Below are 25,980 nucleotides of genomic sequence, written 5' to 3'. Positions count from 1 at the left end.
TAATGTTCACGCAACACCAAAGTTGTTTCAGTCAACGGAGTATTACATGTCCAGAAGGCTTCGCAGAACCAAGATCGTAACTACATTAGGCCCGGCTACCGATCGCGATAATAATCTTGAAAAGATTATCGCCGCGGGTGCCAACGTGGTGCGTATGAACTTCTCTCACGGTACGCCAGAAGACCATAAATTGCGTGCCGATAAAGTGCGTGAAATCGCGGCTAAACTGGGCCGCCATGTTGCCATTCTCGGTGACCTTCAGGGTCCAAAAATCCGCGTATCGACCTTTAAAGAAGGCAAAGTCTTCCTCAATATCGGCGATAAATTCCTGCTGGATGCCAACCTGAGCAAAGGCGAAGGCGACAAAGAGAAAGTGGGTATCGACTATAAGGGTCTGCCTGCTGACGTTGTGCCTGGCGACATCCTGCTGCTCGATGATGGACGCGTACAGCTGAAAGTCCTCGAAGTTCAGGGCATGAAGGTATTCACCGAAGTGACCGTCGGTGGCCCGCTCTCGAACAATAAAGGTATCAACAAACTCGGCGGCGGCCTGTCTGCAGAAGCGCTGACCGACAAAGACAAAGCGGATATCGTAACTGCGGCGCAAATTGGCGTCGATTACCTTGCCGTCTCCTTCCCGCGCTGCGGCGAAGACCTGAACTATGCCCGTCGTCTGGCGCGTGATGCAGGCTGCGACGCGAAGATCGTTGCCAAAGTGGAGCGTGCTGAAGCCGTGTGCGATCAGGACGCGATGGACGACGTGATTCTGGCGTCTGACGTGGTGATGGTTGCCCGTGGCGATCTGGGTGTAGAAATTGGCGACCCGGAACTGGTCGGCATCCAGAAAGCGCTGATCCGTCGCGCGCGCCAGCTGAACCGCGCGGTGATCACCGCCACCCAGATGATGGAATCCATGATCACTAACCCAATGCCAACCCGTGCGGAAGTGATGGACGTGGCTAACGCCGTGCTGGACGGTACCGATGCGGTAATGCTGTCTGCGGAAACCGCTGCGGGCCAGTATCCGGCAGAAACCGTGGCCGCCATGGCGCGCGTGTGCCTGGGTGCAGAGAAGATCCCAAGCATTAACGTCTCTAAACACCGTCTGGACATTCAGTTCGACAACGTGGAAGAAGCGATTGCGATGTCTGCGATGTACGCAGCCAACCACCTGAAAGGGGTGACTGCCATCATCACCATGACCGAATCTGGCCGCACCGCGCTGATGACCTCGCGTATCAGCTCCGGCCTGCCGATCTTCGCCATGTCCCGTCACGAACGTACGCTGAACCTGACGGCGCTGTACCGCGGCGTGACCCCGGTTCACTTCGACAGCACCAATGACGGCGTCGCTGCCGCGCACGATGCCGTGAACCTGCTGCGCGACAAAGGCTACCTGGTGTCCGGTGATATCGTCATCGTGACGCAGGGTGATGTGATGAGCACCATCGGCTCAACCAATACCACTCGCGTACTGACCGTAGAGTAAGATCCGCTCCCCTCTCCCCCTATGGGGAGAGGGGCAGGGTGAGGGGGAAGGTTTTTTATTTCCTCGGGAAAAGCTCTTTACGCTTATACGGCTCTGTTTCACCCGGCTTACGCGTCTTCAGCAGCTTCAGTATCCACGTGTACTGTTCGGCATGCGGCCCCACCAGAATTTCCACCTCTTCATTCATACGCCGCGCGATAGTGCGATCGTCTGCGGTCAGCAGGTCATCCATCGGCGGCCGCACCTCAATGCTCAGGCGATGCGTTTTACCATCATAGACCGGGAACAGCGGGATCACGCGAGCACGGCAAACCTTCATCAGGCGACCAATCGCAGGCAGCGTGGCTTTGTACGTTGCGAAGAAATCGACAAACTCGCTGTGCTCCGGGCCGTGGTCCTGATCCGGCAGATAGTATCCCCAGTAGCCCTGACGAACAGACTGAATAAACGGCTTGATGCCATCGTTTCGCGCATGCAAACGTCCACCAAAGCGACGGCGCACTGTGTTCCAGACAAAATCATAGATCTTGTTACCCTGGTTATGGAACATCGCCGCCATTTTCTGGCCCTGAGATGCCATCAGCATCGCCGGAATATCAACGCCCCAGCCGTGAGGCACGAGGAAAATAACCTTTTCGTCGTTGCGACGCATTTCGTCAATGATTTCCAGCCCTTTCCAGTCAACGCGGTCGACGATCTTCTCCGGCCCTTTCAGCGCCAGTTCGGCCATCATCGCCATTGCCTGCGGCGCGGTGGTGTACATCTCATCGATGATGGCTTCGCGCTCAGCCTCGCTTTTTTCAGGAAAACAGTAGTAAAGGTTGATCTGCGCGCGACGGCGGGCGCTCTTGCCTAAACGTCCGGCCAGGCGGCCAATTTTACCCAGAACGGGATCGCGTACCGAAGCAGGCAGCATCGCTATGCCAGCAAAAGCATATACCCCAAGCCAGGCGCCCCAGTTGCGCGGATGGCGAAAAGATTTTTCAAACTCAGGAATGTATTCAATATTGTTTTTTTTGGTTTCCATGCTGGTTCCAGGGTCTGGTGACGCAAAAATATATTCAGATAGTGTAGCGAGGCAGTCGCTTGCGTACAAAAGAAAAAGCCGGCGCATACAGACGCCGGCTTCATTAACAAACAGAGGGCTTAATCAAAGCGCAGCTGTGGCATCACCTCTTTGACCTGTGCCAGGTAATCGGTACGATCTTTACCCGTCAGACCTTCGGTACGCGGCAATTTCGCCGTCAGCGGATTCACGGCCTGCTGGTTGATCCACACTTCATAGTGGAGATGCGGGCCGGTTGAACGTCCGGTGTTACCCGAGAGCGCAATGCGGTCGCCACGCTTCACTTTCTGGCCAGGTTTAACCAGCAGCTTACGCAGGTGCATATAGCGCGTGGTGTAAGTACGACCGTGACGGATAGCCACGTAATACCCTGCCGCGCCGCTGCGTTTTGCCATGACCACTTCGCCATCGCCAACCGACAGCACTGGCGTACCTTGTGGCATCGCGAAGTCTACACCACGGTGCGGCGCAACGCGTCCGGTGACAGGGTTAAGACGGCGCGGGTTGAAGTTTGAGGAGACACGGAACTGCTTAGCCGTTGGGAAGCGCAGGAAGCCCTTCGCAAGCCCCGTACCGCTACGGTCGTAGAACTTACCGTCTTCGGCACGGATCGCGTAATAATCTTTGCCATCAGAGCGTAAACGAACGCCCACCAGCTGGCTCTGCTCGCGCTTACCGTCCAGCATTTCGCGGGACATCAGCACGGAGAATTCGTCGCCTTTTTTCAGTTTGCGGAAATCCATCTGCCACTGCATGGCTTTTATCACCGAGCTGATTTCAGCGCTGGTCAGCCCGGCATCGCGCGCGCTTGAAACAAAGCTCGCCCCGACGGTACCCTTCATCACGCTGTTAACCCAGTCGCCCTGCTGCATTTCGCTGGTCATTTTGAAACCGTTTGCAGTGCGATCGTAGGTGCGGGTTTCGCGGCGGGACATCTCCCAGGTCAGACGTTGTAAATCGCCATCTGCGGTTAAGGTCCAGGAGAGCTGTTGACCAATTTTCAGATTACGCAGATCTTTGTCCGAGGCCGCGAGCTGGCTGATATTCCCCATGTCGATACCGTACTGGTTGAGCACGCTGCTCAGCGTATCACCGGTCGACACGACATATTCATGGATACCCGCTTCATTGGAGATTTTATCGTCAAGTTCATCCTGCGGGATAGCTTCATCTTCCTGAGCAGCCTGGTCGATAGGTTCACTGGCCTCAGGCAACAGCGAACGGATCTCACTTTTCTCAAGCTCGATGGTTTTAATGATAGGGGCAGAACTCGGGTGGTAAACATAGGGCCGCCAGACGGCGACCGCTAAGGTGAGAACTGTAAGCGACCCCAGCATAACGCGGTGGGGTCGAGGCAGATTGTTAAATGCCAGGGCGACAGAGCGGGCTATCTGTTGCACGTATTCACTTCCTCGTTAATCTCCTTTCAGGCAGCTCGCATACTGATTCCCCAGTTGGCTGAGGAACTGCGAATAGCTCGCTTTGCTCAACTGGATGTTCGTACCTAGCGGGTCAAGGGTTCCCATGCGCACGGATGTTCCCCTGGCCACGGCTTCTACGACCGCTGGCCTGAACTGTGGCTCAGCAAAAACGCACGTCGCTTTTTGCTCAACCAACTGTGTTCTGATCTCATGTAAACGCTGCGCACCAGGCTGAATTTCAGGGTTAACGGTAAAGTGCCCCAGCGGGGTCAGGCCGTAATGTTTTTCGTAATAGCCATAGGCGTCATGAAAAACGAAATACCCTTTTCCTTTTAGCGGTGCGAGCTCGGTAGCCACCTGCTTGTCGGTTGCAGCTAATTGAGCTTCAAACGCTTTCAGGTTGGCGTCGAGTTTGACTCGACTTTGCGGCATAAGTTCCACTAATTTGTCATGGATTGCAACCGCCGAAAGCCGCGCTATCTCTGGGGAGAGCCAGAGATGCATATTGTACTCGCCGTGATGGTGATGCTCGTCACCTTTTTCGTCGTGAGCATGATCGTGGTCGTGTTCGTCACCGTCATCATCTGCCCCTTTCATGAGCAGCGGCGTTACGCCAGAAAGTTCGGCAATAGTGACCTGTTTTGCATCGGGTACCTGTTTCGCCGACTTCTGCATGAACGCTTCCATTTCTGGTCCAATCCAGACGACTAAGTCCGCGTTTTGTAAGCGTTTTACATCAGACGGACGCAGAGCATAATCGTGCTCGGATGCACCATCCGGGAGCAGAACCTCGGTCTGAGTCACCCCATCAGCTATGGCCGCGGCAATGAATCCAAGCGGTTTAAGCGAAGCGACAACGGCGGCGTTAACATCTTGTGCTGTTGTCCCCCAAAGCGCAGCGGATAATGCTGCGAAAAGAAGCGTATTTTTATGTAACATAATGCGACTAATCATCGTAATGAATGCGTGGAATGTGATATTATAACATTCGTTGACTTCTGCAAGCTTAAATTGACATGACGACTTTGGTTTCCCTTGAAAATGTGTCGGTATCATTCGGCCAGCGCCGCGTCCTTTCTGACGTGTCGCTGGATCTAAAACCCGGCAAAATTCTGACTTTGCTTGGCCCTAATGGCGCAGGCAAATCTACGCTCGTGCGCGTGGTTCTGGGTTTGGTAGCCCCCGATGAAGGTGTTATTAAACGCGAAGATAAACTGCGTATCGGCTATGTACCGCAAAAATTACAACTGGACGCCACGCTGCCGCTGACGGTTAGCCGCTTTCTGCGTCTGCGCCCGGGTACCCGTAAGGCCGATATCCTCCCTGCGCTGAAACGCGTGCAGGCAGGTCATCTTGTCGATGCCCCGTTACAAAAGCTTTCTGGCGGTGAAACCCAGCGCGTGTTGCTTGCCCGCGCGCTGCTGAGCAGCCCGCAGCTGCTCGTGCTGGATGAACCCACCCAGGGCGTGGACGTGAACGGTCAGGTTGCGCTTTATGATTTGATCGACCAGCTTCGTCGTGAGCTTGATTGCGCGGTGCTGATGGTCTCTCACGATCTGCACCTGGTGATGGCGAAAACTGACGAAGTGCTGTGTCTGAACCATCACATCTGCTGCTCCGGCACGCCGGAAGTGGTCTCGATGCACCCGGAGTTCATCTCAATGTTCGGCCCTCGCGGCGCTGAACAGCTGGGGATTTACCGCCATCATCATAACCACCGCCATGATTTACAGGGACGAATTGTCCTGCGCCGGGGAAACGGACACTCATGATTGAACTGTTACTGCCCGGCTGGCTGGCCGGGATTATGCTTGCCTGCGCCGCGGGCCCGCTGGGCTCGTTTGTTGTCTGGCGCAGAATGTCCTATTTCGGCGATACGCTGGCACATGCGTCACTGTTGGGCGTTGCCTTCGGCCTGCTGCTGGACGTCAACCCCTTCTACGCGGTGATTGTGGTCACGCTGCTGCTGGCGGCCGGTCTGGTCTGGCTGGAGAAACGCCCTCACCTCGCCATCGATACATTGCTTGGCATCATGGCGCACAGCGCCCTCTCTCTCGGCCTGGTGGTCGTCAGCCTGATGTCGAACATCCGCGTTGACCTGATGGCATACCTGTTTGGCGATCTGCTGGCCGTGACGCCGGAAGACCTCATCGCTATCGCCATCGGCGTGGTGGTGGTGCTCGCTATTCTGCTCTGGCAGTGGCGTAATTTGCTGGCGATGACCGTAAGCCCGGACCTGGCGTTTGTCGACGGCGTGAAGCTGCAGCGCGTAAAATTGCTGCTGATGCTGGTGACGGCATTGACCATCGGCGTGGCGATGAAGTTCGTCGGCGCGCTGATTATCACGTCGCTGCTGATCATCCCTGCGGCAACCGCGCGTCGTTTCGCCCGTACGCCCGAGCAGATGGCCGGTGTGGCCGTCATTATCGGGATGATTGCGGTAACGGGTGGGCTGACCTTCTCGGCGTTTTATGACACGCCAGCAGGGCCGTCAGTGGTGCTGTGTGCGGCGGTGTTGTTTATTTTCAGTATGATGAAGAAGACAGCGCAGTAGTTGGCTTTTCCCCGGTGGCGCTTCGCTTACCGGGGCTACAAAGGCCAAATTCAAATTGTAGGCCGGGTAAGGCGGAGCCGCCACCCGGCATTATTTACGGCATCGCCGGTGGCGTAATGCCGAAATGATTCCACGCTCGCACCGTCGCCATACGTCCACGCGGCGTACGCTGCAGGAAGCCCTGCTGGATCAGATACGGCTCCAGCACATCCTCAATCGTCTCTCGCTCTTCTCCGATTGCCGCCGCCAGGTTATCCAGCCCGACCGGGCCGCCAAAGAACTTATCCAGTACCGCCAGCAGTAGCTTACGGTCCATGTAATCGAAGCCTTCCGCATCGACGTTCAGCATATCCAGCGCCTGGGCGGCGATCTCTGCCGAAATCGAACCATCATGCTTCACTTCGGCAAAGTCACGCACGCGTCGCAGCAGGCGATTTGCGATACGCGGCGTACCGCGGGAACGCTTCGCCACTTCAAACGCGCCCTCTTCGCTCATCTCCAGACCCATATAGCGGGCGCTACGGCCAACAATATGCTGGAGATCGGGCACCTGGTAAAACTCCAGGCGCTGCACGATGCCGAAACGGTCGCGCAGCGGAGAAGTTAACGACCCGGCGCGGGTCGTGGCGCCAATCAGGGTAAACGGCGGCAGATCGATTTTAATGGAGCGCGCGGCTGGACCTTCGCCGATCATGATATCCAGCTGGTAGTCTTCCATCGCCGGATAGAGCACTTCCTCCACCACCGGCGACAGACGGTGGATTTCATCGATAAACAGCACGTCGTGCGGCTCAAGGTTGGTGAGCATTGCCGCCAGATCGCCCGCTTTCTCCAGCACCGGACCGGAGGTGGTGCGCAGATTCACGCCCATTTCATTGGCAACGATATTCGCCAGCGTGGTTTTACCTAACCCCGGCGGGCCGAAAATCAACAGGTGATCGAGCGCATCGCCGCGCAGCTTTGCCGCCTGGATGAAAATCTCCATCTGGGAACGAACCTGCGGCTGGCCGATATACTCATCAAGCAGCTTAGGGCGGATCGCGCGATCCACCACGTCATCTGCCTGAATAGTGCCTGCCGATACCAGGCGGTCTGCTTCAATCATCCTTTACCTCACAATGCGGCGCGCAGCGCTTCGCGAATCAGGGTTTCACTGCTGGCGTCCGGTTTGGCAATTTTACTCACCATACGGCTGGCCTCCTGAGGTTTATAGCCCAGCGCCACCAGCGCGGCAACCGCTTCCTGCTCGGCATCATCATCCGTGGCAGGGCCGCCTGGCGAGGTCAGTACCAAATCGGCAGCCGGCGTGAACAGATCGCCATGCAGGCCTTTAAAGCGGTCTTTCATCTCGACAATCAGACGCTCGGCGGTTTTCTTGCCAATGCCAGGGAGTTTAATCAGCGCCGCAGGATCTTCGCGCTCAACGGCATTCACAAACTGTGGTGCGGACATGCCGGATAAAATCGCCAGCGCCAGCTTCGGCCCGACGCCGTTGGTCTTAATCAGCTCGCGGAACAAAGTGCGTTCCTGCTTGTTATTGAAGCCGTACAGCAGCTGGGCATCTTCACGCACCACAAACTGGGTAAAGACAATCGCCTCTTTGCCCGCGTCCGGCAGCTCGTAGAAGCAGGTCATCGGCATATGGACTTCATAGCCCACGCCACCTACTTCCAGCAGCACTAACGGGGGTTGTTTTTCAATGATGATGCCTCTGAGTCTGCCTATCACGTGACGCTCCTGCGTTCTGGGAGAAAGTAACTGCCGACATAATAAAAAAAGGCTGGATGTTTATCCAGCCTGATTTCTCATTATCGTAACCTGCCTCGCGCCAGATTAAGCCGCGACTCGCTCATCTGCATCGCGTTCTGGCTGACGTGACAGTGGGTAATCGCAATGGCCAGCGCATCGGCGGCGTCGGCCTGCGGGTTTGCGGGAAGCTTCAGCAAGGTACGCACCATGTGCTGCACCTGACTTTTCTCCGCGCTACCGATGCCCACCACCGTCTGCTTGACCTGACGTGCCGCGTATTCAAATACCGGCAAATCCTGGTTGACCGCAGCGACGATGGCGACACCACGCGCCTGACCGAGCTTTAGCGCCGAATCGGCGTTTTTAGCCATAAAGACCTGCTCGATAGCGAAATAGTCGGGCTGAAACTGGGTGATGATCTCCGACACGCCCGCATAAATGAGCTTCAGGCGCGACGGCAGATCGTCCACTTTGGTGCGAATACAGCCGCTGCCCAGGTAGGTTAGCTGGCGTCCAACCTGACGGATAACGCCATAACCGGTGACGCGTGAGCCTGGGTCAATCCCGAGAATAATCGACATCACGCGTCTCCTGTAACGGATTTATACGCTCTCATTAGAGAGTCGCTGCAACCTCATCAGAGATCTCACCGTTGTGGTACACTTCCTGCACGTCGTCGCAGTCTTCGAGCATGTCGATAAGACGCAGCAGTTTTGGCGCAGTCTCTGCATCCATATCCGCTTTGGTGGACGGGATCATGGAGACTTCAGCGTTGTCCGCTTTCAGACCAGCCGCTTCCAGCGCGTCGCGCACCGCACCCATCTCTTCCCACGCGGTGTAGACGTCGATAGCACCGTCGTCAAAGGTCACCACGTCTTCCGCACCGGCTTCCAGCGCCGCTTCCATGATGACATCTTCATCGCCTTTCTCGAAGGAGATGACGCCTTTTTTGCTGAACAGGTAAGCCACGGAACCGTCAGTGCCCAGGTTACCACCGGTTTTGGTGAACGCATGGCGCACTTCCGCTACGGTACGGTTACGGTTGTCGGACAGGCACTCAACCATTACCGCTGTACCGCCAGGACCGTAACCTTCATAAATGATGGTTTCCATGTTCGCGTCTTCATCGCCGCCCACGCCACGTGCGATTGCGCGGTTCAGGGTGTCACGCGTCATGTTGTTCGACAGCGCTTTATCCACCGCCGCGCGCAGACGCGGGTTAGAAGCCGGGTCGCCGCCGCCCAGACGCGCTGCCGTCACCAGCTCGCGAATGATTTTGGTAAAGATCTTACCGCGCTTGGCATCCTGTGCTGCTTTGCGGTGTTTGGTGTTGGCCCACTTACTATGACCTGCCATAAAAAGTTCTCCAAAAATCGCGCCTTCTCAGGCCGCGTTAATTACAAATTCTTCAATCGCCTGCCGGTTGCTCCACGACTTAGTGAGTGCGGCGGCATCCGCTGCATTCATCCAGCGGTAGGTCAGGTGTTCAGTGAACACGATCTCCCGTTCGTGGGGAAGCGCAAGACAGAACCACGATTCCGTATTGCGTTCGATACCCGGCGCATAGCGATGACGTAAATGGCTAAAAATTTCAAACTCCACCGTGCGCTGACAGTCCTTCAGGGTCAGTTGCTCGCGAGCAACATCAATGGCGACCTCTTCCTTTACTTCACGCGCGGCGGCCTGCGGCGCGGTCTCCCCCTCTTCCAGACTGCCGGTAACCGACTGCCAAAAATCAGGGTCATCGCGCCGCTGCAACATCAGCACCCGCTTCGTGTCTTCTGCATAAATGACCACCAGGACCGAAACGGGGAGCTTATATGTCATATCAGTTTTTCTCTTCCTTCTTCACCACCTCAATGCCCAGCTCAGCCAGTGCGGCCGGGTTGGCAAAGCTTGGCGCTTCGGTCATCAGACACGCGGCAGCAGTAGTTTTCGGGAAGGCGATAACATCACGGATGTTATCGGTGCCGGTCAGCAGCATGGTCAGACGGTCAAGACCGAAAGCCAGACCCGCGTGCGGAGGCGTGCCGTATTTCAGCGCGTCCAGCAGGAAGCCGAATTTCTCGCGCTGCTCTTGCTCGTTAATACCGAGAATGCCAAACACGGTCTGCTGCATTTCACCGCTGTGAATACGCACGGAACCGCCGCCCACTTCGTAGCCGTTGATAACCATGTCGTAAGCGTTCGCGACCGCCTCTTCCGGCGCTGCTTTCAGCTCTGCCGCACTCATGTCTTTTGGCGAGGTGAACGGGTGGTGCATTGCGGTCAGGCCACCTTCACCGTCGTCTTCAAACATTGGGAAGTCGATAACCCACAGCGGCGCCCATTTGCTCTCGTCGGTCAGGCTCAGGTCCTTGCCGAGCTTCAGACGCAGCGCGCCCATCGCATCCGCCACGACTTTCTTGTTGTCTGCGCCGAAGAAGATCATGTCGCCGTCCTGCGCGCCGGTGCGCTCAAGGATCGCTTCCACGATGTCTGCGTTCAGGAATTTCGCGACCGGGCTGGTGATACCTTCCAGGCCTTTCGCGCGTTCGGTCACCTTAATATAGGCCAGACCTTTCGCGCCGTAGATCTTAATGAAGTTGCCGTAGTCGTCGATCTGCTTGCGGCTCAGGGCCGCACCGCCCGGAACGCGCAGCGCCGCGACGCGGCCTTTCGGATCGTTAGCCGGGCCAGCAAACACCGCAAACTCAACGGCTTTCACCAGGTCTGCAACGTCCACCAGCTCCATCGGGTTACGCAGGTCTGGTTTGTCGGAGCCGTAGCGACGCTCGGCTTCAGCAAAGGTCATGATTGGGAAGTCACCCAGCTCAACGCCCTTCACGTCATTCCACAGGCTACGTACCAGGGCTTCCATTACTTCACGCACCTGCTCGGCGGTCATGAAGGAGGTTTCCACGTCGATCTGGGTAAATTCTGGCTGGCGGTCAGCGCGCAGGTCTTCGTCGCGGAAGCATTTAACGATCTGATAGTAGCGATCGAAGCCGGACATCATCAGCAGCTGTTTGAACAGCTGCGGAGACTGCGGCAGCGCGTAGAATTTGCCTTTATGAACGCGGGACGGGACCAGATAATCGCGCGCGCCTTCCGGCGTGGCTTTGGTCAGCATCGGGGTTTCGATATCGAGGAAACCGTGGTCATCCATAAAGCGACGCACCAGGCTGGTGATTTTCGCACGGGTTTTCAGGCGCTGGGCCATCTCCGGGCGACGCAGATCCAGGTAACGATACTTAAGACGCGCTTCTTCAGTGTTGACGTGGTTGGAGTCCAGCGGCAGCGCTTCAGCACGGTTAATGATAACGAGGTCAGACGCCAGGACTTCAATCGCACCGGTCGCCATGTCTGCGTTAACGTTTTTCTCGTCACGCGCACGCACGGTGCCGGTGACCTGAATGCAGAACTCATTACGCAGTTCAGAAGCCAGCTTCAACGCCTCTGCACGATCCGGATCGAAGAATACCTGAACGATACCTTCGCGGTCGCGCATATCGATGAAGATAAGGCTACCAAGATCACGACGACGGTTGACCCAACCACACAGGGTAACCTGCTGCCCGACGTGGGACTGACGCAGCTGCCCGCAATATTCTGTACGCATGAGATATCCCTTAATTAGCCGCAGGCTGATTGTCGCCTGTCTTGCAGGCCACGATGTCGCAGCTTTCTGTATGTCACAACTGGATGAAAAAAGGCGGCTATTATACTGGAAATTCCGCCGGACGATAAGAGAGAAGCGCGTCCTGACGCTCGTTTGCTGCACTCTTATTGCGTATTCTCACAAAAATTAACAAAATTATCCGACCGATAACAGACCATCACGTCGTAAGGTGTAGCCGAAGCTATTCATTTAACTGGAGTGACTATGTTGACACTTGATGCCACCAAAACTGCACTTGTGGTGATTGATTTACAGGAAGGGATCCTCCCCTTTGCCGGTGGCCCACATACCGCTGACGATGTGGTCAGCCGTGCGGCCCGTCTCGCGGAAAAATGCCGCGCCAGCGGTGCGCCTGTTGTCATGGTGCGCGTCGGCTGGTCAGCGGATTTCGCCGAAGCGTTGAAACAGCCGGTCGACGCACAGGCTGCCGCGCACGCATTGCCGGACAACTGGTGGACATATCCTCTCTCGCTCGGCAAGCGCGACAGCGATATCGAAGTCACCAAACGCCAGTGGGGCGCGTTCTACGGCACCGATCTGGAGCTTCAGCTGCGCCGTCGCGGGATCGACACCATTATCCTGTGCGGGATCTCCACCAACATCGGCGTGGAATCAACGGCCCGCAACGCCTGGGAATTAGGTTTTAACCTGGTGATTGCCGAAGACGCGTGCAGCGCGGCATCTGCGGAGCAGCATCAGGGCAGCATGAGCCACATCTTCCCGCGCATCGGTCGCGTGCGCAGCACAAGCGAGATTCTAAGCGCCTTATGATGTTCGTGGGCCTGCCCCAGTGGTCGCACCCGAAATGGGTGCGTCTGGGCATCACCAGCCTTGAAGAGTATGCCCGACACTTCAACTGCGTCGAGGGTAATACCACGCTGTACGCGCTCCCCAAAGCAGAGATTGTTGAGCGCTGGCGGGAACAAACCACGGACGCGTTTCGCTTCTGCTTTAAATTTCCGGCGACTATCTCCCACAACGCCGCGCTGCGTAACTGCAGTGACTTAACCGAAGAGTTCTTTACGCGCATGTCCCCGCTGGCCAACCGAATCGGCCAATACTGGCTCCAGCTTCCCGCCACCTTTGGCCCACGCGATTTGCCCGCGCTGTGGCAGTTCCTGGATGCTCTGCCCCGTGAATTCACCTACGGCGTTGAAGTCCGTCATCAGGACTTCTTTGCGAAAGGCGAGGCCGAACGCGCGCTCAATCGCGGTCTTCTTGAACGTTCCATTAACCGGGTGATCCTCGATAGCCGTCCGGTGCACAGCGCAATTCCACACAATGAGGCGATTGTGGACGCCCAGCGCAAGAAGCCAAAAGTTCCGGTGCACGCCATCGTGACCGCGCAAAATCCAATGGTCAGGTTCATCGGCAGCGATAACATGCAGCAAAATCAGGATATGTTCGCCGTCTGGCTGCAAACGTTAGCGAAATGGGAGCAAGCGACCACGCCCTATCTTTTCCTGCACACCCCCGACATTGCCCAGGCTCCCGAACTGGTCGATGCTCTCTGGCAGGCCTTGCAGGCCGCGGTACCGTCCGTCGGCAGCGCCCCTTCTATTCCACAACAATCTTCTCTTTTTTGAGGAAGGCACTTATCATAGAGAGGTGCCATCTGCCAAATAACAGGGAGTTTGTATGGTCAGCGCGCTGTATGCGGTGTTAGGTGCATTACTGCTGATTAAGTTTTCATTTGATGTTGTGCGCCTGAGAATGCAATACCGCGTCTCCTACGGTGATGGTGGTTTTTCCGAACTGCAGAGCGCCATTCGCATTCACGGTAACGCGGTTGAATACATTCCCGTCGCGCTGATCCTGCTGCTGTTTATGGAAATGAACGGGGCAGAAACCTGGATGGTGCACGTCTGCGGCCTGCTCCTGATTGCGGGTCGGTTAATGCATTATTATGGCTACCACCACCGCGTTTTTCGCTGGCGTCGTTCCGGCATGAGCGCGACCTGGTGTTCGCTTGTGCTGATGGTGCTGGCTAACCTTTGGTATATGCCGTGGGAGTTGGTTTTCTCCTTCCGTTAGCGCACAATACGCCCCTTTATTTTTCCCGGATTTTTACGTTATGTCAGATCGCGACACGCTTTTTTCCGCGCCTATCGCCAGCCTGGGCGACTGGACCTTTGATGAACGGGTAGCCGAAGTCTTCCCGGATATGATCCAGCGCTCTGTTCCCGGTTACTCCAATATTATCTCTATGATCGGCATGCTGGCCGAACGTTTCGTTCAACCCGGCACGCAGGTCTATGATCTGGGCTGCTCGCTCGGCGCGGCAACGCTGTCGATCCGTCGTAACGTACGTCAGGATGACTGCAAAATCATTGCCGTCGATAACTCTCCGGCCATGGTTGAACGCTGTCGCCGCCACATTGACGCCTATAAAGCCCCCACCCCTGTCGAGGTGGTGGAAGGCGATATCCGTGATATCGAGATCAAAAACGCGTCGATGGTGGTACTGAATTTTACCCTGCAGTTCCTGGTGCCTGAAGACCGCCAGCTGCTGCTGGACAAAATTTATAAAGGTCTGAACCCCGGCGGCGCGCTGGTGCTCTCTGAAAAGTTCAGCTTCGAGGATGCTAAGGTAGGCGAACTGCTGTTCAACATGCACCACGATTTCAAGCGTGCGAACGGCTACAGCGAGCTGGAGATCAGCCAGAAGCGCAGCATGCTCGAAAACGTGATGCTGACGGACTCCGTAGAAACCCACAAGGCGCGCCTGCGCAAAGCGGGATTCGAGCACAGTGAACTCTGGTTCCAGTGCTTTAACTTTGGCTCTCTGGTGGCGCTGAAAGCTGAGGATGCAGCATGATTGAGTTCGGCAACTTCTATCAGCTGATTGCAAAAAATCACCTCTCTCACTGGCTGGAAACCCTGCCTGCGCAAATCGCCACCTGGCAGCGCGATCAGCAGCATGGGCTGCTTAAGCAGTGGTCCAACGCGGTGGAGTTTCTGCCGGAACTGACGCCGCACCGCCTGGATCTGCTGCACAGCGTGACGGCGGAAAGTGAAGAGCCGCTCCCTCCCGGGCAGATAAACCGCATCGAGACCCTGATGCGTAACCTGATGCCGTGGCGCAAAGGGCCGTTCTCGCTGTACGGTGTGGACATTAATACCGAATGGCGCTCTGACTGGAAATGGGATCGCGTTCTGCCACATCTTTCAGACCTGAGCGGGCGCACCATTCTGGACGTGGGCTGCGGCAGCGGCTACCACATGTGGCGCATGATTGGTGCGGGTGCGCATCTGGCGGTCGGTATCGATCCGATGCAGCTGTTCCTGTGCCAGTTTGAAGCGGTGCGTAAACTGCTGGGCAACGACCAGCGAGCGCATCTGCTGCCGCTCGGCATTGAGCAGCTCCCTGCCCTGAAAGCGTTTGATACCGTTTTCTCCATGGGCGTGCTGTACCACCGTCGTTCCCCGCTGGAGCATCTCTGGCAACTGAAAGATCAGCTGGTCAGCGGCGGCGAACTGGTGCTGGAAACGCTGGTAATTGAAGGGGATGAACATGCCGTTCTGGTGCCGGGCGACCGCTACGCGCAGATGCGCAACGTCTATTTCATCCCTTCCGCGCTGGCGCTGAAAAACTGGCTTGAGAAGTGTGGGTTCGTGGATGTCCGCATTGCCGATGTCAGCGTGACCTCTCTCGAAGAACAGCGCCGCACCGAGTGGATGATCACCGAATCGCTGGAGCAGTTCCTCGACCCGGCCGATCGCAGCAAAACCATTGAAGGCTATCCTGCCCCGATGCGTGCGGTGTTGATTGCAACGAAGCCGTAGTTTTCCCCTCACCCCTGCCCTCTCCCCATAGGGGCGAAGGAGATAAAGACCGCACCGTACAGTCCCCTCTCCCCTATGGGGAGAGGGTCAGGGTGAGGGGGATAAAAAAAGGCCCCTGTTGAAATTGCAGGGGCCTGGTACAAGCAAGCATCATATTGGGCGACATGATGCGCGGTAAAAATCGGTACGTTGCTACACGTGATGACGTTCAATCAACGATTTCATTACCGCAACCGACTCTCCATCTACACCGTAGCGTGAGTACTCATCCGCTTCAGCATCCGTCGACATAGACAACCCTGTATTGCGATAACGCATGGGTGACGGTATCCATTGACCTGCCGAGCTGTGAAGCTCTTCTACCCCTGCGTCTAAAAACAGTTCCAGATTGCTGGCGCGTACTCCTGCGCCCGCCATGATTATTGGAACACCGGAATGTGCTTTTAGTTCCGTAATTAATTGCAGTCCTTTTTCAGCTGACGACTGCTGACCCGATGTCAGAATGCGCGCCACGCCAAGTTCTCCAAGCGTTTCAAAGGCCTGAAGCGGATCTTTACACATATCAAATGCACGATGAAAAGTGATGGCAAGCCCCTGCGCGGCGCTCATGACCTGACGCATGCGCGGTATGTCAATATTGCCGTCTTCATCCAGCAGACCGGTAACCAGCCCCGGGAACCCCAGTTCCCGAACGAGCGCGATATCATCAAGCATGGCACTGAACTCGCCCGCCGTGTAACAAAAATCACCGCCGCGCGGACGAATAATCGGGTGAACGGGAATCGTGACGGCCTGACGGGCAGACTTCAACACGCCGCAGGAGGGCGTCAGCCCGCCCTCTTTCGGTGCCGCGCACAGTTCAATGCGATCCGCACCCCGCTCCTGCGCGGTCACGGCACACTCCACGCTGTAACAACAAATCTCCAGCAGCGCCATTTCATCCTCCTTAATTTCCACTCAACGTGCCATCATGTCACGCCGTTCTTTTTCGGTCCCGGCGTGAACTCACAACTCTTACGCTTCACTGGCAACGATCTGTTCGATCGTCCACGGATGAAACTTCACCGTGACCTGTCCGTCAGTGACGGCAAGCGTTGGATTGGGTAAACGCTCGCGCTCACCTTTCGGTGAACTCGTTTTCACATAGATACCCGGCTGGCTTAATCCCTCGTCGGATAACAGCGCCAGCGCGCGCGCATTCAGCGTTTCAGGCTCGCCCGGCAAAACAATTTCGATGTGCTCCCAGCCTTCATGCGGATAGCGTTTCTCACCCGGCCACGGCAGTTCAACCACGGTGAATTGCCAGTGCGCGACACGCACCGGCTCGTGCAGCTTGAACAGGCAGATTGGGCGACCGTTAATGATATTCTCAGACAGCAGTTCACCGCACAGCTCGAAACCGCGACGCCAGCGCTCGGCTGTCGCATTCTGATGACAGCGCAGAGAGATGTGATCGGCCTCAAGCGGTGCGATATCCAGACCCAGGCGGGTGGCAAGTTCTGTGAACGCCTGAGTGAAGCGCGGTAAATCTGCGGAAATATCATGCAGTTCGTCAATGGTTTGCCAGTTCGCCATACGTCAGTCTCTTATCATGTCGCAAAGCCGCTAATTTACTCTGTTCCCCTCTTTCGACCAACCGCAGAATCGTGGTTTTTACGACTGCATGATTATGCACACCTTCTTAGCCTGGATTCTGTACTATCTTCAGCCCGCGCAATGCTGACGCCAGAGGGCATTTGCAGTATACTCCCGCCCTAAATTCTTTAACGGGCGCGGGTCGTTGTTCCCCCGCACCAAAAACGTAAGGTATCCAGGTGAATATTCAGGCTCTTCTCTCCGAAAAAGTCAGTCAGGCACTGATTGCCGCAGGTGCGCCTGCGGATTGCGAACCGCAGGTTCGTCAGTCAGCAAAAGTACAGTTTGGCGACTATCAGGCTAATGGCGTGATGGCAGTGGCTAAAAAACTGGGCATGCCGCCGCGACAGCTCGCTGAGCAGGTACTGACGCATCTGGATCTCACCGGGATTGCCAGCAAGGCTGAAATCGCCGGTCCGGGCTTTATCAACATCTTCCTGGAGCCTGCGTTCCTGGCAAGCCACGTTGACGCAGCGCTGAAATCAGACCGTCTGGGCGTTTCCCAGCCGAAGGCGCAGACCGTCGTGATCGACTACTCCGCGCCAAACGTGGCAAAAGAGATGCACGTCGGCCACCTGCGCTCCACCATTATCGGTGACGCCTCCGTGCGTACCAACGAATTCCTCGGCCATAAAGTGATCCGCGCGAACCACGTGGGCGACTGGGGAACCCAGTTCGGCATGCTGATTGCGTACCTGGAAAAACAGCAGCAGGAAAACGCAGGCGAGATGGCGCTGGCGGACCTGGAAGGCTTCTACCGCGAAGCGAAAAAGCACTACGACGAAGACGAAGCCTTCGCCGAGCGCGCGCGCAGCTACGTGGTGAAACTGCAGGGAGGGGATCAATACTTCCTGGAGATGTGGCGCAAGCTGGTTGACATCACCATGTCCCAGAACCAGCTGACCTATAACCGCCTGAACGTCACCCTGACCCGCGACGACGTGATGGGTGAAAGCCTCTACAACCCAATGCTGCCCGGCATTGTGGCAGACCTGAAAGCCAAAGGTCTGGCGGTAGAGAGCGAAGGGGCAACGGTGGTGTTTCTTGATGAGTACAAAAACAAGGAAGGCGAACCGATGGGCGTCATCATCCAGAAAAAGGATGGCGGCTATCTCTACACCACCACCGATATCGCCTGTGCGAAATACCGCTACGAAACCCTGCATGCTGACCGCGTGCTCTATTACATCGACTCCCGCCAGCACCAGCACCTGATGCAGGCATGGACTATCGTGCGTAAAGCGGGCTACGTGCCGGATTCCGTACCGCTGGAACACCACATGTTCGGCATGATGCTGGGTAAAGACGGCAAGCCGTTCAAAACCCGCGCGGGCGGCACCGTGAAGCTTTCTGACCTGCTGGACGAAGCGCTGGAACGCGCCCGTCGCCTGGTGGCCGAGAAGAACCCGGACATGCCTGCTGACGAGCTGGAAAAACTGGCGAACGCCGTCGGTATCGGCGCGGTGAAATACGCGGACCTGTCCAAGAACCGTACCACAGACTATATCTTCGACTGGGATAACATGCTGGCGTTTGAGGGTAACACAGCACCGTACATGCAGTATGCCTACACCCGCGTGCTCTCCGTCTTCCGTAAAGCCAATATCGACGAAAGCGTGCTGGCGAACGCCACGGTGAATATTACCGAAGATCGCGAAGCGCAGCTGGCAGCACGTCTGCTGCAGTTTGAAGAGACGCTGACGGTTGTGGCGCGCGACGGTACGCCGCACGTGATGTGTGCTTACCTGTACGATCTGGCGGGTCTGTTCTCCGGCTTCTACGAGCACTGCCCTATCCTGTCCGCAGAAAGCGAAGCGGTTCGCAACAGCCGCCTGAAGCTGGCGCAGCTGACGGCGAAGACCCTGAAGCTGGGTCTGGATACCCTGGGTATCGAAACCGTAGAACGTATGTAAAAACAAAACCCGGCGCAAGCCGGGTTTTGTTTTGTAGCCCCGGTAAGCGCAGCGCCACCGGGGATATCCACAGGTTCAGAAGTATTTCCGCAAATACTCCGTCAGACACAGTATCGCCATCGCCTGGCCGTACGGCATCGACGTCAGCGGGATCTGGCGGTAAAACTCCAGATCGCTGCCCATCCCCGTACCGAACGACGTTTGCAGCAGTTCCCCTTCCGGCGAGATATTTTTCACGATACCGCGAATCGCTTTCTCAGCCACCTCGGCATATTCTGGCCCAACATAGCGCTTGCGCACCGCCTTCAGAATGCCGTAAGCAAACCCGGCGGTAGCCGATGCTTCAAGATACGAATTCGAATCGTCGAGCAGCGTATGCCACAGCCCACTCTCATCCTGACATTTCGCCAGCGCCGCAACCTGCGCGTTCAGCACCTGCACCAGATAGCGGCGCACGGCGTTGTTTTCCGGCAGATCCACCAGCTCGAGGAAGTCGGGGATCACGATAGTGAGCCAGCTGTTGCCACGCGCCCAGCGGGCATTGGCGAAGTTATGGTTGCCGTCGTAGCTCCAGCCGTGGAACCACAGGCCGGTCTCCCGATCCATCAGGTTTTGCACGTGCAGCAGGAACTGATAGACCGCCTCTTCAACGTACTCCGGCTTATTGAGCAGCTTGCCGATTTTCGCCAGCGGCAAAACCGTCATCATCAGCGTGTCGTCCCACATCTGCTGATGGTTCTCTTCCGCGAGGGTGATGTGCTGCATGCCGCCGTGTTCGGTACGCGGCATCTCATTCATCGCCCATTCCGCCCAGCTTTCCAGCCACGGCAGCCAGGCCGGGTTTTTCGTCTCTTCGTAGCGATAGGCCAGCGTCAGGAACGGCGACATGGTATTCACGTTTTTGGTGGTTGCGCCTTCCGCAAAACGGTCGGCAAACCAGCCGTCGATAATCTCGCGCATAAGGTCGTCGCCGGTCTGGCAGTAGTACTGCCAGATCCCATACAGGCCGACGCCGTGCGTCCATTCCCATCCGGCCCAGCCTTTGGTGTCGATTACGCGCCCGTCGTCCAGCCGCAGCAAAAATTGCCCCGTTTTGTCGTGAATATTGACCAGGTTATTCGTCACCTTTTGAATCAGCGACTTCAGCTCGTCCCGGGCGATAAAGCGCTCGGGCTGACGCAGTAACGGGCTATGTTTGACAGGCCAAACTCTCATCATCTTAACCTCTGTTGTATGTCGAATTCAGTACCGCGCGATCCTTCAGCGAAGGTGCCGCCGGTTTATTACGATTCAGATAACCAATGTTGTTGTTGCCCCACAGTGACTCATAGGGCATGCCGGCCAGCATTTCCACGGTCTCGCGGGCCTGCGGCGTAGCGGATTCTGGCATCGCCCGGCCGGACTCGCGCATTTTGGCGGTCTCTTCGCGCAGCGTGCTGTGGGTCTGCAAATTGAGCTTGAAGCGCAGGGAAACGAGGAAGCCGCAGAACAGCACCAGAATGGTGCCCACGCTCAGGATCATCAGAATGGTGTGGCTCACTTCCGCAGGCTGCACTTTCTGACCGCTGACAAAGCCGGACATCTGCATCACGATCCCCACCAGCATCACCGCACCGGCCTGGGATGCCTTACGGGTCAGGGTCATGATGCCCGCGAAGATCCCCTCGCGGCGCTGGCCGGTGATCACTTCGTCCACGTCAGCAATGTAGGTGTAGGTGTTCCACGGAACGTAGTTGATACCGCCGCGACCGAGGCCCGCCACCGCAGAGATCAGCAACAGCAGAGCGTAAACGTCGCTCAGGCCCGCGTAATAGAGCACCGCGTAAGAGAGCGAAGCCAGACCAAACAGCACCACCACCATGCGATAAGACGGCGCAGGCCCGAAGCGAATGCACAGCGGGATCATGCCGATCACGGCGAGGAACTGGAAGATGGCCATCGTGCCCAGCAGGTTGGACGCCATAGAGGCTTCCTGCATCAGTACGAACACCACGTAGTAAGTGAACACCGCGTTAAAGACGTCCTGCGCGATGTATCCACCGAGGTACATGCCCAGATGCTGGCGGAAAATCTTGATACGCAGCGTCGAGCTTAACTCGACAAACAGGCGGTTCAGGCTCTGGCCCAGCGTCAGCTTCTTCTTCTCCTCTTCGGCACGCAGCGCCGCTTCAGACCACTCCTCACGCGGGCGCTCCCAGGTAAAGAACCAAACGAAGGTCAGCATCAGCGCGCAGAGCACGGAGAAAACCAGGCTCGCGTAGAAGAAGGAAACCGCGTTGTCTTTCCCGAAGTGGGTCAGCAGGATCCCCGGCAGGAAGGAGGCCAGAATGGCGGACATCTGCGCCATAGAGATACGCGCTCCGGAGAACTTGGTTTTCTGCTTAAAGTCGTCGGTCATTTCCGGCACCAGCGTTTCGTACGGTACCAGAATCATGGTGTAGACAATATCAAACACCAGATAGGTCAGCAGGTAGTACCAGAAGCTCATGTCCCCCACCCACATCAGCGAGTAGCTGAACACGCACGGAATACCCAGCAGGATAAAGAACTTACGACGGCCAAAGCGCTTACCGAGCCAGGTCGTACCAAAGTTATCGGTCAAAAAGCCCATCAGCGGGCTGACTACGGCATCCAGCACCCTTGCGGCGGCAAAGATGAACGTTGCTTCAATCGGCGTGAGTCCGCAGAAGGTGGTATAAAAATACAAAAGCCAGGCCGCCGTCAGCGCGGTGGTACCCGCCCCGAGGAAATCGCCTGACCCGTAAGCAAGATAATTTGCGAGTCCAATTTTACGTGTTTTCATTGCCGTCAACCCTAATCAGTTTTGGGAGACTCCCTGTAAGCAAACCTCGTCCGGGAGTTTTTACACGGCTACAGTAAAAGTATCGACCTGTTGATACCTTTCTGTTTCTGCCATCGCACAGGGGTGAATGGCAAAAATGCAAAGAGTGTCGTCACGCGTGTCACTGATTTATAAAACAGTGTTTCTATTGCATCAAAAGGTGAGGTCAATTTTGCGAGCCAGCCATCAGATTTGCCTGAAGGCTGGCGAAAAGGCAGGCAGTTAACGGTAGTTGACGATGACGGAATTGCGCTGAACCTTCAGCGCCGGGATCAGGCGACCGCCACCGGGCACCTCCCAGATAAAACGTAAAGGTTCGACGGCGGGCACACCGTTGAACGCCTGGGTCGTTCCGCTTTCACCGTCTATTTCGGTACAGCGCGTCTGGGAGCAGAGACGCACCCGCAGCCCGGCGGGCGTCGGGCCAATCAACGTATAGTTCCAGACCACCAGCGTCATCAGGCCAGAAGCCGGTTCCGGCGGCGACAGAGGACGCGAAGACATTGCCACCCCGCGATTGCTGAGAGTAACGCCCATGCTGCTGGCCTGCCATGTCCCCTCACCTGCGGCCTGCGCCGCCAGCGGGAAAAAGAGTACCCATAGCCACTTCCGCATTATTTTCCTCCAATGGTCGCCGTCATACGAATGTGGCGATTGTCCGACAGCTCCATATTCGACAGCACCACCAGCTGGTTCAGGCTACGGCGCAGGAAGCGAGAAAGCAGCGGGCGCAGCGCGTGATTCACCAGCAGAACCGGCGGCGCACCCAGCATCTCCTGACGCGCCAGCGCCTCCTGCGTCTGCGCCAGCAAGCGGTCGGCCAGACCCGGCTCAAGGCCACCACCGCCCTGCAGCGCCTGCAGCAGCAGACGCTCAAGGGGCGTATCGAGGCCAATCACCTGCACTTCTCCGGTGCCAGGGAACCACTGCTGGGTGATAGCACGACCCAGCGCCACGCGTACCACCGCCGTCAGCTCGTGCGGATCGCTTTGCAGCGGCGCATGCTCGGCCAGGGTTTCCAGGATGGTGCGCATATCGCGGATCGGCACCTTCTCGTCGAGCAGGTTCTGCAGCACCTTGTGCAGCGTGGTCAACGTCAGCACGCCCGGGACCAGATCCTCCGTCAGCTTCGGCATCTCCTGCGTGACGCGGTCCAGCAGCTGCTGGGCTTCCTGACGCCCAAACAGCTCGGCGGAGAACTGGCCAATCAGATGGTTGAGGTGGGTCGCCACCACGGTACTGGCTTCAACAACGGTATAGCCCTGAATCTGCGCCTGCTCTTTCAGGGCGCTCTCAATCCAGATAGCCGCCAGGCCAAAGGCCGGATCGATGGTTTGCTCGCCCGGCAGCGTGCCCGCGGCGGTGCCGGGGTTAATCGCCAGCCAGCGGCCAGGATAGGCATCACCGCTGCCAATTTCGACCCCCTTCATCAGAATGCGGTAGCGCGCGGGCGGCAGGTCCATATTGTCGCGAATGTGGACAACCGGCGGCAGGAAGCCCATATCCTGGGCGAATTTTTTACGGATGCTGCGGATACGCCCCAGCAGTTCGCCATCCTGCTGGAAGTCGACCATCGGGATCAGGCGATAGCCCACTTCCATCCCCAGAGAATCTTCCAGCTGCACGTCGTTCCAGGTGGCCTCCACGGCCTGGGTATTCTCCGGCATTTTCACCGGCGCCGGCTCTGCCGCCGGTTTCATTTCACGTCCGCGCATCCACCAGGCCAGGCCCAGCAGGCCCGCGGTGAACAGCAGGAACACCAGGTTTGGCATCCCCGGCACCATACCGAGCAGGCCCAGCACCGCCGCCGACAGCAGCATCACGCGGGGGTTGCTGAACAGCTGCCCCACCATCTGCTCACCCACGTCCTGATCGGTACTCACGCGGGTGACGATAACTCCTGCTGCGGTCGAGATAACCAGCGCCGGGATCTGGGCGACCAGACCGTCACCGATGGTCAGCAGCGTATAGCTTTCCGCCGCGTGGCCCATGTCCATCCCATGCTGAAGGACGCCGACCAGCAGCCCCCCAACCACGTTGATGACCATGATCAGGATGCCCGCGATGGCGTCACCGCGCACAAACTTACTGGCACCGTCCATCGAACCGTAGAAGTCCGCTTCCTGCGTCACCTCCGCGCGGCGCTTTTTCGCTTCATCTTCTGCGATAAGCCCGGCGTTCAGGTCGGCGTCGATCGCCATCTGCTTGCCCGGCATCCCGTCCAGCACGAAGCGCGCGCCGACTTCCGCGATACGCCCCGCACCTTTGGTGATAACCATAAAGTTGATGATCACGAGGATGACAAACACCACGATACCGATGGCAAAGTTACCGCCCACGAGGAAGTGGCCGAACGCCTCCACCACTTTACCCGCTGCTGCCGCACCGGTATGGCCTTCCATCAGAATGATACGGGTAGACGCCACGTTCAGCGCCAGTCTCAGGAGCGTGGTAAACAGCAGAATGGTCGGGAACGCCGCAAATTCCAGGGTGCGCTGGGTGAACATCGCCACCAGCAGCACCATGATGGACAACGCAATGTTGAAAGTGAAAAGCAGATCGAGAATGAATGCCGGGAGCGGCAGTACCATCATCGACAGAATTAGCAGAATGAGAATCGGCCCGGCAAGGATCTGCCATTGGGTCGATTTCAGGTTGCCGGGCAGGCGCAACATTGCCACCAGATTAGCCATCAGTGTCCTTCTCGTTCAAAAAATCCAGCGCGTCAGGCACCGGAAGGTTTTCAGGTTTCACAGGTCGTTGACCGCCAGCCAGACGCCAGCGTTTTAATTGCCATACCCAGGCCAGCACTTCCGCCACGGCGGCGTAGAGTTGTCCTGGGATCTGCTGCCCAATTTCCGCATGGCGGTATAAGGCGCGCGCCAGCGGAGGCGCTTCAAGAATGGGGACGCGGTTCTCCGTCGCGATTTCACGGATACGCAGCGCGATAAGCCCGGCCCCCTTTGCCACCACTTTTGGCGCGCTCATTTTGTTTTCGTCATACTGCAGCGCAACGGAATAGTGGGTCGGGTTGGTGACGATCACATCGGCTTTAGGCACGTCTTCCATCATGCGTCGACGAGCAGCCGCACGCTGCATCTGGCGGATACGCCCTTTTACGTGCGGGTCACCTTCCATCTGCTTATATTCGTCACGAATATCCTGACGCGACATGCGCAGCTTCTTGAAGTGGCTATAGAGCTGGAAGATGACGTCGAAGCCCACCATCGGGATGATGCTCAGCACCACCAGCAGCGAGCAAAACCCGATGAGGTTCATGGCGTTGCGCATGGCGCTGAGCGGCGATTCGCTGATCAGGCGCATCATATCAGGCCAGTTATGCCACAGGTAAAACCCGGCAGCGCTGCCCATCAGGGTCGATTTGAGGATAGCTTTAACCAGCTCAGCCCCGGTCTGGGCCGAAAACATACGCGCTATACCGGGAAACGGGTTGAGTTTAGAAAACTTCGGCTGCAGCGATTTGCCACTGAACACCAGGCCACCCAGCATGATCGGCGACACTATCGCCACCAGCACCACGCCGGTAATCAGCGGCAGCAAGGCGATCATTGCGCCTTTAATCAGAATAATGATTTGACCCAGAATGAGATTGGGATCGTTGACCATGCTGTGGTCAAAACGTAACCCAGAAGAGAGCATTCCCGCCAGTCTACGGGCGAGCGACTCCCCACCCAGCCAGATAATGCACACGCCTACGATAAGGATCAGCAGGGATGTCAATTCTCGGGATCGGGGGATCTGCCCTTCCTCACGCGCTTTTTCAAGTCGGTGTGGTGTGGGGGCTTCCGTTTTGTCGTCGTTCTCTTCTGCCACAGTGCATGCTCAGCCCATTACGTCATGGGT

General features: G+C 57.0%; 25 protein-coding genes. 9 read left to right on the top strand and 16 right to left on the bottom strand.

What is annotated here, in order from left to right:
- Positions 1-46 precede the first annotated feature (46 nt).
- The gene (gene pyk, locus KK102_RS11620; protein ID WP_010432595.1) at positions 47-1,489 is read left to right on the top strand and encodes a pyruvate kinase; all 1,443 of its coding nucleotides are present in this window, start codon (positions 47-49) and stop codon (positions 1,487-1,489) included.
- A gap of 55 nt (positions 1,490-1,544) precedes the next feature.
- Here pyk and lpxM read toward each other — a convergent pair whose 3' ends face one another.
- From lpxM to znuA, 3 genes are all read right to left on the bottom strand, one after another.
- Positions 1,545-2,516, bottom strand: a complete 972-nt coding sequence (gene lpxM, locus KK102_RS11615; protein WP_089598192.1) for a lauroyl-Kdo(2)-lipid IV(A) myristoyltransferase — start codon at positions 2,514-2,516, stop codon at positions 1,545-1,547.
- A gap of 119 nt (positions 2,517-2,635) precedes the next feature.
- A complete protein-coding gene (gene mepM / locus KK102_RS11610; protein ID WP_148399914.1) occupies positions 2,636-3,955 on the bottom strand; it encodes a murein DD-endopeptidase MepM in 1,320 nt (439 codons plus the stop codon).
- Positions 3,956-3,970: 15 nt separating this feature from the next.
- Complete coding sequence (gene znuA / locus KK102_RS11605) at positions 3,971-4,915, bottom strand: zinc ABC transporter substrate-binding protein ZnuA (protein ID WP_216357632.1); 945 nt, start codon at positions 4,913-4,915, stop codon at positions 3,971-3,973.
- Positions 4,916-4,992: 77 nt separating this feature from the next.
- Here znuA and znuC point away from each other — a divergent pair, with 77 nt between their 5' ends.
- Both znuC and znuB read left to right on the top strand, forming a co-directional pair.
- Positions 4,993-5,748, top strand: a complete 756-nt coding sequence (gene znuC / locus KK102_RS11600; RefSeq protein WP_216357631.1) for a zinc ABC transporter ATP-binding protein ZnuC — start codon at positions 4,993-4,995, stop codon at positions 5,746-5,748.
- The gene (gene znuB, locus KK102_RS11595; protein ID WP_126545440.1) at positions 5,745-6,530 is read left to right on the top strand and encodes a zinc ABC transporter permease subunit ZnuB; all 786 of its coding nucleotides are present in this window, start codon (positions 5,745-5,747) and stop codon (positions 6,528-6,530) included. Before znuC ends, znuB begins: the two co-directional genes overlap by 4 nt.
- Positions 6,531-6,624: 94 nt before the next feature.
- On the opposite strand, the gene ruvB is transcribed toward znuB, so the two are convergent.
- From ruvB to aspS, 6 genes are all read right to left on the bottom strand, one after another.
- Positions 6,625-7,635, bottom strand: coding sequence for a Holliday junction branch migration DNA helicase RuvB (gene ruvB, locus KK102_RS11590; protein WP_100166022.1), 1,011 nt, complete (start codon positions 7,633-7,635; stop codon positions 6,625-6,627).
- A gap of 8 nt (positions 7,636-7,643) precedes the next feature.
- The gene (ruvA, locus tag KK102_RS11585; RefSeq protein WP_023312236.1) at positions 7,644-8,258 is read right to left on the bottom strand and encodes a Holliday junction branch migration protein RuvA; all 615 of its coding nucleotides are present in this window, start codon (positions 8,256-8,258) and stop codon (positions 7,644-7,646) included.
- Positions 8,259-8,338: 80 nt separating this feature from the next.
- Positions 8,339-8,860, bottom strand: a complete 522-nt coding sequence (gene ruvC, locus KK102_RS11580) for a crossover junction endodeoxyribonuclease RuvC (RefSeq protein WP_003859749.1) — start codon at positions 8,858-8,860, stop codon at positions 8,339-8,341.
- A gap of 34 nt (positions 8,861-8,894) precedes the next feature.
- Positions 8,895-9,635, bottom strand: a complete 741-nt coding sequence (locus KK102_RS11575; RefSeq protein ID WP_047345933.1) for a YebC/PmpR family DNA-binding transcriptional regulator — start codon at positions 9,633-9,635, stop codon at positions 8,895-8,897.
- Positions 9,636-9,662: 27 nt separating this feature from the next.
- On the bottom strand, positions 9,663-10,106 hold the full coding sequence (nudB, locus tag KK102_RS11570) for a dihydroneopterin triphosphate diphosphatase (protein ID WP_216357630.1): 444 nt from the start codon (positions 10,104-10,106) through the stop codon (positions 9,663-9,665).
- Between the two features lies 1 nt (position 10,107).
- Positions 10,108-11,880 carry an aspartate--tRNA ligase gene (aspS, locus tag KK102_RS11565; protein ID WP_216357629.1) on the bottom strand — a complete coding sequence of 591 codons (1,773 nt, stop codon included), beginning with the start codon at positions 11,878-11,880 and terminating at the stop codon, positions 10,108-10,110.
- Positions 11,881-12,144: 264 nt separating this feature from the next.
- On the opposite strand from aspS, the gene KK102_RS11560 reads away from it, so the two are divergent.
- From KK102_RS11560 to cmoB, 5 genes are read left to right on the top strand one after another with little or no spacing between them, the layout of a single operon-like run.
- Positions 12,145-12,711, top strand: a complete 567-nt coding sequence (locus KK102_RS11560) for a hydrolase (protein ID WP_126545443.1) — start codon at positions 12,145-12,147, stop codon at positions 12,709-12,711.
- Entirely contained in the window at positions 12,708-13,526 is an 819-nt protein-coding gene (locus tag KK102_RS11555) for a DUF72 domain-containing protein (RefSeq protein ID WP_216357628.1), read from the top strand. The genes KK102_RS11560 and KK102_RS11555 overlap by 4 nt, the downstream gene beginning before the upstream one ends.
- 52 nt (positions 13,527-13,578) lie before the next feature.
- Positions 13,579-13,974: an MAPEG family protein gene (locus tag KK102_RS11550; RefSeq protein ID WP_010432562.1), complete on the top strand. Its 396-nt coding sequence runs from the start codon at positions 13,579-13,581 to the stop codon at positions 13,972-13,974.
- Positions 13,975-14,014: 40 nt separating this feature from the next.
- Complete coding sequence (gene cmoA, locus KK102_RS11545; RefSeq protein WP_216357627.1) at positions 14,015-14,758, top strand: carboxy-S-adenosyl-L-methionine synthase CmoA; 744 nt, start codon at positions 14,015-14,017, stop codon at positions 14,756-14,758.
- Positions 14,755-15,726 carry a tRNA 5-methoxyuridine(34)/uridine 5-oxyacetic acid(34) synthase CmoB gene (gene cmoB / locus KK102_RS11540; RefSeq protein ID WP_216357626.1) on the top strand — a complete coding sequence of 324 codons (972 nt, stop codon included), beginning with the start codon at positions 14,755-14,757 and terminating at the stop codon, positions 15,724-15,726. Before cmoA ends, cmoB begins: the two co-directional genes overlap by 4 nt.
- A gap of 192 nt (positions 15,727-15,918) precedes the next feature.
- On the opposite strand, the gene cutC is transcribed toward cmoB, so the two are convergent.
- Complete coding sequence (gene cutC / locus KK102_RS11535) at positions 15,919-16,662, bottom strand: copper homeostasis protein CutC (RefSeq protein ID WP_216357684.1); 744 nt, start codon at positions 16,660-16,662, stop codon at positions 15,919-15,921.
- A 78-nt stretch (positions 16,663-16,740) separates the two neighbouring features.
- On the bottom strand, positions 16,741-17,301 hold the full coding sequence (locus KK102_RS11530) for a VOC family protein (RefSeq protein WP_126545446.1): 561 nt from the start codon (positions 17,299-17,301) through the stop codon (positions 16,741-16,743).
- 239 nt (positions 17,302-17,540) lie between these two features.
- Here KK102_RS11530 and argS point away from each other — a divergent pair, with 239 nt between their 5' ends.
- Positions 17,541-19,274 carry an arginine--tRNA ligase gene (argS, locus tag KK102_RS11525; protein WP_126545447.1) on the top strand — a complete coding sequence of 578 codons (1,734 nt, stop codon included), beginning with the start codon at positions 17,541-17,543 and terminating at the stop codon, positions 19,272-19,274.
- 75 nt (positions 19,275-19,349) lie between these two features.
- Here the strand turns inward: argS and bglB are convergent, their stop codons facing one another.
- The 5 genes from bglB to flhB all read right to left on the bottom strand — a co-directional run bounded on the left by bglB (position 19,350) and on the right by flhB (position 25,950).
- Positions 19,350-20,489: a beta-galactosidase BglB gene (gene bglB / locus KK102_RS11520; protein ID WP_216357683.1), complete on the bottom strand. Its 1,140-nt coding sequence runs from the start codon at positions 20,487-20,489 to the stop codon at positions 19,350-19,352.
- Positions 20,490-20,493: 4 nt separating this feature from the next.
- Positions 20,494-22,077, bottom strand: coding sequence for an MFS transporter (locus KK102_RS11515; RefSeq protein WP_126545448.1), 1,584 nt, complete (start codon positions 22,075-22,077; stop codon positions 20,494-20,496).
- 261 nt (positions 22,078-22,338) lie between these two features.
- Positions 22,339-22,731, bottom strand: a complete 393-nt coding sequence (gene flhE / locus KK102_RS11510) for a flagellar protein FlhE (protein ID WP_120157986.1) — start codon at positions 22,729-22,731, stop codon at positions 22,339-22,341.
- Positions 22,731-24,809, bottom strand: a complete 2,079-nt coding sequence (flhA, locus tag KK102_RS11505; RefSeq protein ID WP_089598182.1) for a flagellar biosynthesis protein FlhA — start codon at positions 24,807-24,809, stop codon at positions 22,731-22,733. The genes flhE and flhA overlap by 1 nt, the downstream gene beginning before the upstream one ends.
- On the bottom strand, positions 24,802-25,950 hold the full coding sequence (gene flhB / locus KK102_RS11500) for a flagellar biosynthesis protein FlhB (protein WP_126545450.1): 1,149 nt from the start codon (positions 25,948-25,950) through the stop codon (positions 24,802-24,804). Before flhB ends, flhA begins: the two co-directional genes overlap by 8 nt.
- Between the last annotated feature and the right edge of the window lie 30 nt (positions 25,951-25,980).

The sequence above is a fragment of the Enterobacter quasimori genome (genome assembly GCF_018597345.1).
In the GTDB taxonomy this organism is placed as follows: Bacteria; Pseudomonadota; Gammaproteobacteria; order Enterobacterales; family Enterobacteriaceae; genus Enterobacter; species Enterobacter mori.
Note: the sequence above shows the minus strand (reverse complement) of the source record. Positions and strands in the feature narration are given on the sequence as shown.